This is a genomic window from Pseudoalteromonas luteoviolacea (assembly GCF_001750165.1).
GTDB lineage: Bacteria > Pseudomonadota > Gammaproteobacteria > Enterobacterales > Alteromonadaceae > Pseudoalteromonas > Pseudoalteromonas luteoviolacea_G.
Genome location: NZ_CP015412.1, coordinates 573,005 through 588,302 on the forward strand (window position 1 = coordinate 573,005; position 15,298 = coordinate 588,302).

Sequence of the window (15,298 nt, forward strand, 5' to 3'; positions counted from 1 at the left end):
TCAACCAGTTCCAAACGGAAAGAGTAAATAATGGACTATTGGTAACTAAGATATATATCGACGTAAGGTAGATATAAAAGAGGCAGCTTATCTCTGCCTCTGAGGGGAACTATATTGTTAACTAGCTTTTTGTTGGTGAATAGCTAGGTGGTCTATTCTCTTTTGCTTTACCAAAGAGTTTATTAGGGCTGTTACTAAGCGAAAAATCTAATGTTACCGTTTTGTCGATGTACTCTTCGCCTATCCAACTATTTAAACTTGGTTTACCATTGACGCGTAGTGCATCGATATAGATATTTTCGTCAGATGCATCTGGTGCACTTATCATTAAATTCCCAATTTGAGCAGCTGTAAATTGTGGGCTTGATAATACCAAGTCAGCGCGGCCTGGGTATTTTGGATAGATCCCAAGACTACTAAATACATACCAAGATGACATCTGCCCTAAATCGTCTTGGCCAGGTATTCCATCAGGGGCATCTAACCATAGTTGTTTCATTGTTTCGCGAACAGTTTGTTGTGTCTTATAGGCATCACCAGTATGCAAATACATCCATGGAGATAAGATTGATGGCTGATTTGACACGTCTGCATATTCAGCTGAGTCCCTATAAAGTACCCATGTACCATCAGGTTTCTTAAAGTGATTATCAAGTCTTGTGGTCATTGCATCATCACCACCAAGTATTTCAGCTAACCCAGCTCCATCATGTGGGATCATCCATAAATACTGCGCTGGACTTCCCTCTACAAACAAATGTCCAGAGAATGCATCAAACTCTTTTTTCCACGTTCCATCTTGGTTTCGCCCTTGGATATAACCTAAAGATTCAGTTGCTGAAACATTGTAAATATTTCTCCAGTAACCAGCTTCATTGATAAACCTTTGTGTATCACTGTTCTTGCCAAGTCGGTCTGCTAGCTGACTGAGTGAAAAATAGCTAGATGCTTGTTCTAGCGTTTCTGACGCGCCTTCCCAACTATTAGACTGATCAGAAATGTAGCCTAATGACTGCCACTGGTCTAGAGATGGCTTTTGTCCTCTGCAAAAAACAGGACAGCCAGTCTCAGAAAGGTCAAACTCTGTTGGCGTTATTGCGGCTTTACGAAGAGAGATGTAAGCGCCGTTTACGTCAAAATTATCTGCACCGAATGCCACAAAGTTTGCAATGGCAATAGTAGAAGGGTCACCACTCATCACGCCAGTAGGACCTGCATTATGGGTCCAGCGATCCCATATGCCATTAAATTGGTTTGCTTGGTTAAATAAAGATTGTGCGATGTCGCTTCCTCTTTCTTGATCTAACAAAGTTACCAGTTGTAGTTGAGAGCGATAGACATCCCAGCCGGAAAAATTCGCGTATTGAGCTGTTTGTGATGGTTCTAAACTATGTACCTTTTGGTCAAAACCCATGTATTCACCATTTACATCAGAAAACACATTTGGGTGGAATAGACTGTGGTAAAGTGCGGTGTAAAAAACGCGTAATTTACTGCTATCTTCAGACTCAACCTTTACTTTAGAGAGTTCTTTTTCCCATGCTCCTTGAGATTGCTCGCGTATTTCATCAAAGCTATATGTAGATTGTTCTTTTGCTAAGTTCTCTCGCGCATTGTCGAGGCTGACATATGAGATACCGACACGCATTTGCACGGTATCTCCATTATCAAGACCAAGGTCGACCCAAACGCCAGAACCTTTTCCTATATCTGGCCATCCATTGTCTCCATAGCCCATACCTCCTTTAGATGACTTGGCACCATGCTCAACTAGGTCATTTTTCCAAGCACCTGACCCAGTTATTGGTTTATCTAGTTTAGCGACAAAATGTAGCGTGTAATAATCTCGTTGATTGTATTCGCCCAAATAACCACAGAAATTACCTGATGTTACGTATCCCGTGATCTCTCCTCGCTCAGCATCAACTTTTGCATAGGCATCACCACTTCCAAGCTGCGAATAAGCTGTTCTAAATAATAGCTTGGCATTTTCTGACTTATCGAAGGTAAAGTTGGCAATACCACTTCTCGTCGTCGCAGCTAATTGTACGTTAATGCCATTGTCTAAGCCGACTTGGTAATACCCTGGTATAGCTGTTTCATTGTCATGACTAAAAGCTGCACTGTAATATCCATTGATTGGATCGGTAGCTGGAGAAAATGTAATATCTTTGTTAAACGGCATGACAGGAATGTCACCTGATGCACCTAAGCAGCCCGTTCCTGATAGACGCGTAAACGAAAAACCTTTAACACGGCTAGCTTGGTAGTTATAACCGCCAGGTGAAACTGGCACTCGCTTTTTTTCTTCAAGGATTTTCTTTGAAATACCTTCTGACTCTGCAAGTAAGTCTTCGGTATAGGCGTGTTCAGGTCCAAAATTAAACATACCAAAAGGAACAACGGCACCTGGAGTAACATTTCCGGCTTGGCGATGGTTAAAAGGGCCCTTAGTTCCAATTAATGGATTAACATATGAAACAACGTCCGTAACGTATTTTGGTTCGGTATCAGCTTCAGCGTTAGTTGTCGTGTTTATTTGCTCATTACTGCACCCGACTAGAAGCGCTGCACTTACAGATAATGCAATAAGATGTTTTTTCTTTATGTTGTAGTTCATGATAAACCTTTAATTAGAACGTTCCAATTTGTGTTTTATGATAAATACCTATAGCTGCATCAAGATGCCATTCTTTTACTCTCTTATACAATTTCAATGCGCTAATTTACAGGTTTTTAGCGATAGTTAACAACTTGACAGTGTGTTCTCAACAACATTGCTATGCTTTAACAATGCCAGAAGTACGTTTTTTCAGTCTTTTATTACCAACGCATATTAAACGGCCACTTCATCGGCGAATTAACTGTTTTTATGGCCACAGCTAATTTAATTTTTTCGGTTTTTAATCATATTTTTAAGCGTATTGCCTTTACTTATATTGTACGAGCTTGGTAACTGCTATCTAAAAGTTGTTTTTTGGTATTAATTTTCTCGGGACCTGGATAGCATCGATAATTGCGATTTCTCTATTCCCATAAAATGATGACTTTTTTTGTGTTATGCTGCTCTTGCAATAAAACATATCTACGCCACAAGGAGGCTAATTGCATGTCGGAGCTTAAGAAGTTCGATGAAAGCTTTGTATACGTTATTTATGGAGAGCAAGAGCGTCACTATTTAGAAGCACAATTAAGTATTGCGAGTCTTATTTTTCATAACCCTAAAGCAAAAATTTGTGTGTTGGCGGAACGAGATGATCTATTTGAAGCTCATCCTCAATTACGTGTCATCCCTTTTACTAAATCCATGCAAAAAGAATGGTTGGGAAATGATCAATATCACTTCAAGTTGAAATTGGCCGGACTGAAGTTTCTGCTTGAGCATCACGCCAAAAAAGTCGTTTTTTTGGATACTGACACGCTGATCAGAGCCGATTTATCACACCTTATGGATGCAATCTCAAATGAGTCAACACTCATGCATGAATTAGAAGGTACTTTAAGACGAAAGCGGTTTACGAGGCAATACCAAGCAGCGATTGGAAAAACATTTGAAAGCCCAACTTATGGAAGTTGGAAAGTTGAGCCTGATGCACCCATGTTCAATTCAGGTGTTATTGGTATTACAGAAGCGCATTTAGAGCATTTAGATATCGCCCTATGGATGATGCCGTTACTGGATGAATTAATAGATATTCATTCAGCAGAGCAGTTTGCTTTGGGCATTATCTTGTCTCGTCATGGTACAGTTTGCGAAGCTGGCAATAGGCAGATTTATCATTATTGGCACAAAAAGCCACGTAAATATATTTTTGAACAAATGCAAAGTTTGGTGGGAGAATTAAAAGGTGGTAGCTTGTATCACTACCCAGAACGAATCGGGACTTTTCAGTTTAGACGCCCTTTTAAGCGTTGGCTTAATGATAAACTTTCTGGAAAAGCACCGACTAACTAACTTGTTCAACATCAAATTAAATTTTATTCGGTGAGTCTTTAAATTTGCTAACACCTGACCAAAAAGTTGGGTGTTTAGACTTACTGTTAGCATTTGTATACCTTCTACTACACAGCCGTTTGATGTGTTACTCATTTTGCCAATCTAGTGCTTTAGGCCATCAAAGTACTCATTTACTTGAACAAGAACTGGCCACTAAAATTACTCAGTCATTCGAAGCAAACACTATGTTTAATCATGCAATTTTGTCACAAACCAATAATGTTGGAGTGTTCCCAAAGACGTCGTTAGGTAAGCAGCTTGAGTCCGTTGCTCGGACATTAGCGGTAAAAGAACAACTGGGTACTAACAGGCAAATCTTTGTTGTATCTATGGGAGGGTTTGATACGCACTCTGGACAAGCTCAAACTCTACCAAAATTACAGTCTGCATTAGATGGCGCACTCAATGCTTTTAATACTTCTATGGAAAGTATGGGTTTAGCTAACAATGTCACATTATTTACAGCCTCTGATTTTGGTCGCACGCTTGCAATCAATGGTGATGGAATGGTGATGGGACAGACCATGGTTGGGGAGCACATCATTTTGTGATGGGAGGTGCAATCAATGGCGGTACTGTGTTTGGTGATATACCGCCTTCTGAGCTTAATCATGAGTTAGATGCTGGTAGTGGTCGATTGATTCCAACAATGTCTGTAGACCAGTACGGAGCAGCTTTGGGTCTATGGCTTGGAATAGCTGATACCGAACTAGAACAAGTATGTCCAAACTTGAATCAGTTTGCTGCGCGCCCCGCACTATTTGCTTAGATAATAGGTATAGCAAGTGCGCTAGCGTGCATGGCTTTTGAACTTGCTATACTTGAATTAAAACCTAAGAGGTCTATATGCATTCTATAAACAGTGGCAGCCTGTTCTTAATTTTGGTTATATTATTAATTTATCTATGTTTTGTTTATGGTAGTCGTTACAAAACAAAGCTTAAGAAACGTTGCCTTAAACAGCCTAAACCAGATGATGAATAATCACAGCGATGTTTACCTATATTAATCAATAGTCACGTTATGTGCTGCGGTTTGTCCCCTGATATCTGGAATATACATCATTTCAGCTGTTGCTGCTGGTGCCAAAAATTCACCTTGATAACGAACTTCAGCTAAGTATTCAAATTGAGTTGTGCCTGGAGCTAATTTATATTTATGCCACGAGGCCAACGTTTGGCCACTTTGATCTATTGAAACGGCAATAGCTTGAATGCCTCTTTTTTCTAACCAGCGCCAATAAGTTTGTTTTTTCAGTGTAGGGTCTAATACTAATGCACCTGAGGGCAAAAAGTCCTTTATGAGTACGTGCTCTCGTTCTACTGGGGAAAAGACGGTTAAAGTAACTTTTATTAATTGCCCTACACTTAAGTTTTTGGCGTCAGTAAGTTGCCAGTTTTCACCTTGTTTAATTCGGTATTCTCTTGTTATTTCTAAACCATTAAACTCGGATGTCGTTTTTGATAGCAAGGCTTGTGCTTGCAGGTGTAAATAATAAGGCGCCAATGGCGCATCGTTAATACGGTGTTCGGACATCTCATTTTGAGTATGTAGTTTGTGAGTTTCCACTTTAGGTAGTGGTGAACTTTTCAGTTCTTTCAATGCTAATGTACACATACTATCGACTAGTGTATTGCCAAAATGCCCAATTTGAAGTTGTTTTGAGATCACAGGTTCAAATAACTTTTCTTTGATGTCTTGTTTCTCAGTTAGTTGAATGGCTAAGCATTGATTTAATGTTGATCCAAGGGCATTGAAAGATTGATCTTGATAACCCCTTCCGATGATATTTATTAAAACGGACTCAATGTCTTCTTGCTTCTCCCCCGCCGATTTTAGCGCTTGTAGTTGCAAAAGGTGACTCGTTGTATCGAGTACGCCCAAGGCATATATTTGCTTAATTTCAGGTAACCCTATCACGTTATGTGTTGATAGCGCCCATAACAGCCACTCTCTCTCATAGCGATTATGTTGTGGCGTATAATGCGTATGGTCAATTGCATTCATTAATTGACTTTTCAGCTCATCTAACAGTGCAGAGTCAAATTCAAACTGATAGTCTGTATTTGAGAGCCACTTGTTTGCCAGCAATGCGTAAGCACTAAGCATCAGATCTGTACTTGAATTTTTAAAATACTGATAGCCGCTGTAACTCACATTTTGCATTAAACTGGATTTTAGCAGCTCGGCGAGTTTGGCGTTTTTCGCGACTTTGTTTACTGGGTTATAGGTTAAGCTCACAGCCCTTGAAAGGGTTTGTTCTAAACACTGGTGTGGATAATGACGGTGGTAATTGGCAAGTATCTCCCAGTTAGGCGCATTACTGTTTAACATGCTTACTCGAGCGTGTTCAATCACAGAAGTACTTGGCACGAAAATGGAATTTGAATGCAATGGGTCCACTCTAAAAATGCTACGTTTTTGTACTGTATTTTTTAACACCTCAATATCTTGCCGGTAGCGCCTTTTTGTGTCGCGTAAGCTTTGTATTGAAATCGTACTTAGGCCTGATTTTAAATCGTGTAATGGTATTTCAAATCTTTTTGATTGAGTAGCACCCAATTCAAAACTGTCCTTTTTGATTACCGTGCCGTTAAAGAGTATTTCAACACGGTCTTTAACTAAGTGATCGTTGGGGTTATTGATGACAACCACAGCAACGGGTTTATCCTTGAGAAGGACTTTCTCGGGCGCGTATATTTGATACTCAATATCGGCTTGAGTGTTTAAAGTACTTGTATATCTTGCTTGATTGTACTCATTTAGCGTTAATACAAATAGTCGCCATCTGCCATTGAGTTGCGGAAGTTTCACTTCGATGCTCTTTTTTTCATTTGCAGTCAACGTGATTGGTGTGAGCCACACTGACTGTGCTTGATCTAACTTATTATGTTTTGCATTTGACGGCGCTAATGCCGCCATACGTCTGCGGTATTGAACTTGGCCCGCGAATAAGGCCGCAAGAATATTATTATCAGTATTTGTATTGAGTAGCCAATCTGCTTGGTTATGAACTGAATGCCAAGGTTGATGGTAAGAAAACCTATGGTATAACTGTTGAAAAGAGACTGAGCTCGGTGATTCATGCGATACATCGAACAAAGCATCGTTAACTAACCATATTTGTGCGTCAGCGGGTTGGTTACTAGTGATGTTAATTTCAAGTGTGCCGTTAGGCTCAATGATTTTAGGGTGTTCGACTTCAAGAACGAGCTTTTCGGCTGGCGTTACATGAATAAGTTTACTTAATTCATATCCGTAAACGCTCGGTTTTTTAGGTAAAGAAATAGAATTCAGGCTCTCAAGGTTGCGTGATGCTTTTTGCTGCGCTTCATCCACTATTCGCTTGATTGTCTGATTAAATTCACTTTTGCTCTTAGCAATGCGCTCTGAGGTAGATGGTACAAATGCAGTCACTTCAAAACCAGGTATCAATGCGTCATCTATTTTTATTTCGATGTCGTTATTGCCTTTATTGACATCGACGAAAAAGTTTCTCATCAACTCGCCCGCTTGAATTGTTACCGCGGCCTGCCCATCAATGGGAGATTCAATGCTTAACACATACTTATCCCCTACCGAGGTTGAAGGTTTACCTGTGAGCTTTGGTGAGGTCTGTTTAGTTGGTTTTTTTGTTTCTTCTTTATAACGTAGTTGATAGCCTCTTTTCCAAACGTATCCCTCATCGCCGCTGATTATTTTTATTTCAGCATAGTCATCGATGTCTTTTGGTATATCACAATACAAAGGTGTCACGCCTGAACACAGCACAAAAGGTGCGAAATCCTTATCGTCGTCAGATTGTAAACTATTGATTGAAATGCTGACATTCGTTTTAATTTCGGTACCATCTTGAGTTAGCGCGATCACGTTTAGCTTATTTTTCTCTAAAGTGGTTCCGATATAATGGTTTCTTGAAAAATACGGTAATGCAGTGTGGTAAAAAGCTGTTTCTCCGGAGTTTGATGTGACTTGAGAAGACAGTGAAAGCCCCATAAAAGGTGTGTCTGAACTTAAAGTAAATTCCCCTTCGCCTCGTTCATTAAGTTGAACCACTTGTGTTTTATTCTCGGGTGGTGTTTCGAAAAAGTGGCTGTAATCGTAACCTTCAGGCCAAGAATCCTGGGGCTCATAGATGGACTGAAACTTTACTCTCAATTCGCCGGTAAAATTATCGGCGTCTTGCCCATTATAAGTCACACCGCGTACCTTGACGTTAAAAGGTGTGTTGATCTGCACGTATTTGTCATGAATCCAAGAAAACTCGATTTCTGGAGGGGTGAATTGGGCAACTTTAATATAGTCGTACATGTCTACACGTTGTGAGCCCACGTATAGTTCGACTTTATAATTACCCACCTGCTTAAAACCTGTAGGTATGCTGAAATGTATTAAGCCTTGTGGAGAAATAGAGTTAGGAAAGATTTCCAAGGCTTTTAATGAAGACCTGTTCGGGTGCTTGATGACAGCTCGGATATTTTTAGTGCGAGCGACTAAGCCTTCTTCAGTATGCTGTTTTACGGCAATACTGAAATCAATGGCTTCGTTGGGTTGATAGATTGGTTGGCTAAACACAGTATGTGCTGCAATGGCATTTTGTCTGTTCATGTCCAATTGCACCATTGCTTGACCACTTTCATCTTGCGCCCAAATCCAACATTGACTGTTTTGTGCAACCATCACTTTCTGAATCGCTTTGTGCGATATATTCAGTTGGCCATTTTCATCAGTAGTACCTAAAAATTTGGGTTTTTCAAACTTCTGACAAGTTAACCAAATGCGTGTTTCAAGTGGTAAATTGTCTTCAAATGAATAGGTAAAAATTGACAGTGCTGATCCAAATTGGACAAATAAGTTAAAATCCGATGCAGTGAGCGTCTCCAAGTCTGACTTTTGACTTATACGTGACGTTTCTGTCTTTGAGTTGGCGCTTGCCCCGGATATTTTGTAGATTAAAATTCCACTACGATGCTCCATCAAAGGCTTTATCGGTAACTGCTCGGTTCGAAGTTTTTTGTTTGATATATTCAGTAATTTGAGCTCTTTGAACTCAGTGTTTTGACTCTCAACCGAACTCGATTGCCAAGCGTGCAAAGCGTGTAAGTTGTTTATTAATTTATATTGTACTTTTAGGTTTTTGCTATTTCGGTGACTAAGTAATACATGTCCGAGTTCGCTTGTTTTTAACTGAGTGCCAAGGTAGTTTGATAATCGCCAATAAGGTGTGCTTTCCCGTGTTTTAAAATGCACCGCTTCGGATGTGTTTACGTAAGGTTCACCCGATACCCCCTTAATACCTTCTAAACTGAACTTATATTGGGTATCACCATCGAGTGATATGTCGTACATTGCACCTAAATTGTGTTTACGTGGCTGCTCAAAAGCAAGTGAACTCTTATCTACCTGATTTTGGATAATGTTAGCCAACAATAGATAATTTTTAAGTGGTTCTGAAAATGCTACCGCCAAAGATTCTGGCGCACAGGTTTTCACCTCATCTTCCGTTATCTCGATATAATCACTAATGTATTGGCTGATCCCAAAAGGTTGACAAAATAGACCGTAAAATTCAGGTTGTATGGGTCTAGCACGCTTACTGTAAATAACTATATCTTGCTCTGTTTTGATATGCTCATTACTTAACTGTGAGCCTTGCGGCAATACAACCATCAATTTTGTGTGCGCGATGTCTTTCTTAAACTCAAAATTTAACTGGGTATAGTTGGCCGTTTGCTCAGAAGAGGTTGAGATTGGCTGTACTGGTTCATTGTCACTAAAAAAATCAATAGAGTTATGTAACCTCTCAGCTACGCCTTCATTCATTATTAAACTTGCATCATAGCTTATTATGATTTTATTACTTTTGGCTTCGGCATGCTGTATTGGTAGGTCTCGTTTGTACCATTGTTGCTCAAACTCAATGTTCAATGTCTCTGTTACGCCTCTAAATCCGCGTTTAACACCGGCCGTGATTGGGAACAGAGCTGGTACTTTTGTATACAAGTCGCAACTGAGTGATTTTGAGCCTTCAAACCTCCAGCGGCACAGGCGTTTATATTTTGTTGGCAACTGAATATGTTCTATCTGTTGCGCATGTGGCATATTGCCTGGTTCTGCGATGTTTTTATTAAAAATAAACAAGATTTGATTGAGGTGATTTTTCTGATGGCTGAACTTGATATCCGTGACTTTGAGCTGTCCAGCGGTGAGACTAATTGAAAACAGACAGAAAAATAGTAATAAAACGTGAATCATGATTGAGCCCTTTAGGTACAGGCGCCAAAGATAGCAGAAATCTATATAGATTTTCTATGTTTAGCACCAAATATGTGTTTAAACGCTGAGATTTGAAAAAAGGGGTTATTTTGATACAAAAGTGACTACTCTAAATTAAGTAATCACGCATGCTGAATGTTTTACGATTATTTTCATGAAGAAACTTATATCGTTAGCGAATTTTTGTCTATCTTTTAAGGTAAGGAACAATTATTAGCCTCTCTTTGGAGAGTGGCATTAGGTTTACGCCTCGGAGAAATAAATGAATTTGCTAAAACGCTTATCCATTTTACAACTTACTATAATCAGCTCTCTTGCACTCATTGCCTTCATTTTTATCCTCCTTGCAAAAGTCGCGACGCAATATTGGCATGATTATTCATCTACATCGCAGGATATAGAATACATTAAGTTATTAGATGCAATTGAAAAGGTCGCTCACCATCATGCAGTAGAGCGAGGTCTGTCTGCTGGTTTTTTAGGGAATCCGACGGCAGATAGAAAACGTGCCTTATCAGCGCAAAGAACAAAGGCTGATAAGGCGGAGAAGACCGTTAGAGACTTGTATTCTGGTCAGTTTAAAGATGACGAAAAAGTAAAAAAGTGGCTGCCTTTTTTGTTTAAAGAGTTAAGTGAAAAGCCGACAATCAGACGTGAAGTAGATGATAAAAATGGCAAAAACGCATTTAAGTACTACAGCCACCTAAATCAAATTGCGATAGACACCGCAACCCGTATGCAAGCATATATCAGTAATCGAGATCTCGCATCCAAGCTGTCCATTGCATTTTTAATAGCCAAAAGCAAAGAGCGTAAAGGCCAATTACGAGGCAAGATTAATGGTGTGTTGTCAAAGAAGAGCATTAATTCACAGGTAAGGGGCGAACTAACCTACTATCAAACACAGTTAGGTATTTTAAAAGAGCAATTAGAAACGTCATTGGAAGGCGAGCAACTAGCGGCTTATAACAGAGTAATGTCTGACTCGAGTGCAAAAGAACTGGATAGCGTGATCAATTATCTGATCAATGAGGATAACCCAGATTTTAGTACCTTGATGTCGAGTAGTGATTGGTTTCCAAAAGCGACTGCTCAAATTGTTGCGGTTAAAAAGATTTTAGACAAGCAATGGCTGAAAACTGTTGACCACAGCGCAGCTGTAAAAAGTGATCTCGTAAGTCAAAGTTGGTTTATTACGATTGCGTTTGTACTTGCGATGAGTGTGATAGCAGTTATAAATATGCACTTGGTGACTTCATTGAAACACGAATTGAATCACTTAACTGGCATCTTAGAAAAAGTAGCAAGTGAGGGTGACTTAACTTTAGATGTGAGGCTGCAAACCAGTGATGAGCTTGGACAAATATCAGAGTCTATTCATAACACGGTGTATGCATTTAAAGATTTGTTACTCGGCTTGTCAAAATCAATCAACGTTGGCACGGACTTGGGCGAAAAAATGGACAAAGCTGCAAGCCACGTAAACGAAGATGCACAGCGCACACAAACAATGGCGTCGAGTATTGCTACTGCGATTGAAGAAATGGCTGCCACCAGCGAAGAAATTGCCCGTTCAGCTTCTGACACCTTAGCTGCCAGTGATCAATTAAACAATGAGTCTAAAAAGTTACTAGAAGATAACCAAAGAAACCTAGATGCGATGAATGCACTGTCTGAGCATATGGATATGGTCAACGACATGGCGGCAAAAATGGAAAAACAAGTGGCTGAGATTAACACCATTTTAGATTCAATTCGCAGTGTTGCAGATCAGACCAATTTACTGGCACTCAATGCTGCAATTGAAGCAGCGCGAGCGGGCGAACACGGCAGAGGTTTTGCAGTGGTTGCTGATGAAGTACGTGGACTTGCCAATAACAGTAAAGAATCATCAGAGCAAATCTCTTCCCTTTTGAGTAACTTGAATGAGATTAGCCAAAGCGTTGTTAATGCCATTAAAGAAAACACGCAATTAGCCAGTGAAATAATGAGCGAGGTCGAGGAAACTCGCCTTGTTTCAATGCAAGTGAGTGAACACAGTAATAATGTAGAGCAATTAACAACCTCAGTAGCGACAGCCGCACAACAGCAATCAACAGTGGCGCAAGATATTTCGACGAATACCTCGGCCGTGTTAGAAGCGGCAAATGATGAGTTAGAAACGTCTATTGCTTTGAAAGAGTTATTTGAAGATATGAAACTCAATAGTGATACATTACAAAGAACCATGGATAACTTTAAAATAGACTAGGGTGTGTTGATCTTTTCTGTACATTTTGCATTCAACAATACATCGGTAGCCACATTAACATGAATGCCAGCGATAACATGCTGGCATAATTCCTTTCCAGCTTGTCATATCTACTTGAAATTGCTCTATAATGCTTAATTCTCCCAAAGGCATTTTCGACCAAGTGACGATACTTGTATAGACACCAATCCATACTGTCTTTGTCTATATCTTGTCCGTAATTTCGTTTAGCAATTACCGTTTCTCCGCCACGTTCCTTAACAAATGTACGGAAAGGTTCGCTGTCATATCCTTTATCACAAACGATTGTATTAACTTCATCGAGTTGTTCAACTAAGCTTTCGGCATGCACTATATCGTGGCGTTGTCCTTCTGATAAATCAAAGCAAATCGGCAGGCCACCACTATCCACAGCTAAGTGAACTTTGGTTGAGTTGCCCCCGCGACTTTTTCCTATTTGCTCTGAGCTTTCAGTAGCTGCACCAGTGCTATGCTGATGCGCTCGAACTATAGAGCCATCAAGAAAGACCCATTCAAAATCAGCCATACTAGATAAGCTTCTGAAAAGCTTATCTAAAATCCCTTTCTTTGACCAAAGATTAAATCGTCTGTAAACGGTACTCCACTCTCCGAACTCAGAGGGTAGATCTCGCCAGGGAATACCTGTCCTCATTCGATAAATTATTCCTTAAAATGTCATTCGATGTTCAGTTTTATCGTAAATACGACCTGTACTTTTCATAACGTGGAGTAGCAGTTGCCATCGAATATCAGTTAGCATTGTTCTTGGCATGGTATGGGTTATGGTTTTACTTTTGGCGAAGCAAATTATAACTCTTTACCATGCTGTTCAAAAAACACCCACGAAAGATCAACACGCCCTAGTACCGGTGTGGTTCTTTTTTAAATATTTTAAAATCTAATTCATGCATTACCGTAATAAAACTAATTCTTATTCGTAATAATTGGTTTGAAAGCCTTTTCTTGAAATAAGTAAAGTGATAATGTTGCAATATTATCACATAACAAAATGGTTTTATGAGCGTTAATTCTGAAGTAAGTGTTCCCTCTACAAGCACTAAATATTTAATCGAAGACTCGGCAAGTGTCCTTTCAAAAATATATGAGACAGATACAGCATTAACCTGTTTCTGTTGCCCATCAAGTTGGGCAAAAAGTAACGCTGCCATTCATTATGTTAAAAAAGCCCAAGATAGTCATTTTCAATATCAAGGTGCAATTGACAGAGAGTTATTTGACAGAATTAGAGCGATGTTTTCGTCGACTACTCATGGTGATTTACTGTTTGAACATATTGAGTTGATGTTAGCCATGTTTCAAGAGCTATTAGAACCCGAAGAAATAGGTTTACGTATATTGCCTTCCCATTATTCAGTTAGCCCTGCTTTTCATTTTCAAAATGGGATTGTAAAAATGATGTCGACATTAGGTGGTAGTGGCGAACGCTGGCTAGAAAAAGACTTCGTGCAATATCACCCGCTAGAGAAAAATCAACTCGCACCAACAATAAAGCAACCAAATGCATGTGATGTGAACACGCTTTGCAATGGGGATATTGCATTAGTGAAAGGAAAAAAATGGATTGATCAAGAGTATAATGCTGTGGTTTGTGCATCTCCAATGTTTGATAATGACGAGTCAAAGCTTTGCATTTACATAGACTATATTAGCTAGTTTCCTTTAGTTGAATGAAGAGAAAGAAGAGTTCACTCCTCTTTCTCAATTTATTTTTAACTATTTAGCTTGTCCCGTCCAACTCCAGCCAGGGTATAGCTTCCCATTCACATGGGCGTTGTTACCGATAATAATTGAGTAGGGTTTATCAACAGCTTTCCAGTTGTAAGCAGTTGAATGTTCTAATTCAAAAACGACGTTTCCCCATAGTGAGTAAGGTCCTGCAACGAGAGATTCTTTGTAGGCTGCAAAATGACTTTGTCCCCCCATCATGATCTCACCTACTCGGCTTTGATTATTGATCTCAGCCGCACCTTTACTCCATATCATGAGTAAATTCACATTACTTTGATTGTCACCTAAAAAATAACCATTCCCTGCTACTTGAACCGAACGGAAGTGGTTATTCTGCGCAGATTGTGCTGCTGATGTATCATAAACCTCTAGCTTAATCTGATCGCTTCGCTTCGAAAATTCAACAAAGGAGCTGCCATACACACCAACTGAGTTACCTGACATTTTTTCGAAGTAAGCAGTACTGTTGTCTGTGATTAAAAACTGTAAAAAAGAGGAGTCATTTGGCGATTTTGCATTTGTGCTGACATGATTAAACTTCGCTAAGCTGTTAGCTTTGATTTCAACAGCCGGCATATCATTCGGTACATCAATATTTATGTTTTTGAAGGCGACGTTACTAGAGCTCAACAAGACAGCGGCTTTTTGTTGGTACTCTTGGTTATGTTTAACTCTGATTGAACCGCTTAAACCTGCGTCATTTATAATTTCAAAACGACCATGCTGAATATACAAAGGCCCAGCACATTCACCTGTAACGGTTAATTGAACTAATTGTGCTGAATAAGCCTTACCGAGCGCCTTTTGCAGTGCACTTGCGTCAGCTCCACAGTCAATATCTAAACCCAATTTTTTTTCTATTTCATAATCTTCGTTATCTAAAACTGTCGGTGTTTGATGAGCTAGAACGTGCTGAGCGCTCAGCGCAGAAAACGATAATAATGCTAATTTAATCAATCGATTGGATTTCATTTAATTATCCTTAAATTATAGTTACTTTACAT

The 15,298-nt window shown here is 39.5% G+C and carries 8 protein-coding genes and 1 pseudogene; 5 read left to right on the plus strand and 4 right to left on the minus strand.

Annotated elements, in window-relative coordinates; genetic code table 11:
* Positions 1-121: 121 nt before the first annotated feature.
* Entirely contained in the window at positions 122-2,620 is a 2,499-nt protein-coding gene (locus S4054249_RS22985) for a GH92 family glycosyl hydrolase (protein WP_046358221.1), read from the minus strand.
* Positions 2,621-3,109: 489 nt separating this feature from the next.
* Here S4054249_RS22985 and S4054249_RS22990 point away from each other — a divergent pair, with 489 nt between their 5' ends.
* Genes S4054249_RS22990 through S4054249_RS27110 form a run of 3 tightly spaced genes read left to right on the plus strand, consistent with a single transcriptional unit; the run spans position 3,110 to position 4,766 of the window.
* Entirely contained in the window at positions 3,110-3,955 is an 846-nt protein-coding gene (locus S4054249_RS22990; protein WP_046358222.1) for a hypothetical protein, read from the plus strand.
* A 44-nt stretch (positions 3,956-3,999) separates the two neighbouring features.
* Positions 4,000-4,548, plus strand: coding sequence for a DUF1501 domain-containing protein (locus tag S4054249_RS27105; protein WP_052961158.1), 549 nt, complete (start codon positions 4,000-4,002; stop codon positions 4,546-4,548).
* Positions 4,548-4,766, plus strand: coding sequence for a hypothetical protein (locus S4054249_RS27110; protein ID WP_052961159.1), 219 nt, complete (start codon positions 4,548-4,550; stop codon positions 4,764-4,766). Before S4054249_RS27105 ends, S4054249_RS27110 begins: the two co-directional genes overlap by 1 nt.
* A gap of 236 nt (positions 4,767-5,002) precedes the next feature.
* Here S4054249_RS27110 and S4054249_RS23005 read toward each other — a convergent pair whose 3' ends face one another.
* Positions 5,003-10,252 (minus strand): hypothetical protein, encoded by a 5,250-nt coding sequence (locus S4054249_RS23005; RefSeq protein ID WP_046358223.1) that lies wholly within the window; start codon positions 10,250-10,252, stop codon positions 5,003-5,005.
* 283 nt (positions 10,253-10,535) lie between these two features.
* Here S4054249_RS23005 and S4054249_RS23010 point away from each other — a divergent pair, with 283 nt between their 5' ends.
* On the plus strand, positions 10,536-12,524 hold the full coding sequence (locus tag S4054249_RS23010) for a methyl-accepting chemotaxis protein (protein WP_046358224.1): 1,989 nt from the start codon (positions 10,536-10,538) through the stop codon (positions 12,522-12,524).
* Positions 12,525-12,555: 31 nt separating this feature from the next.
* Here S4054249_RS23010 and S4054249_RS23015 read toward each other — a convergent pair.
* A pseudogene (locus tag S4054249_RS23015) lies at positions 12,556-13,317 on the minus strand (IS5 family transposase).
* A gap of 245 nt (positions 13,318-13,562) precedes the next feature.
* Between S4054249_RS23015 and S4054249_RS23020 the strand changes: the two are divergent.
* Complete coding sequence (locus S4054249_RS23020) at positions 13,563-14,219, plus strand: DUF1826 domain-containing protein (RefSeq protein WP_046358225.1); 657 nt, start codon at positions 13,563-13,565, stop codon at positions 14,217-14,219.
* Between the two features lie 60 nt (positions 14,220-14,279).
* On the opposite strand, the gene S4054249_RS23025 is transcribed toward S4054249_RS23020, so the two are convergent.
* Entirely contained in the window at positions 14,280-15,266 is a 987-nt protein-coding gene (locus tag S4054249_RS23025) for a hypothetical protein (RefSeq protein WP_052961160.1), read from the minus strand.
* Positions 15,267-15,298: the final 32 nt, after the last annotated feature.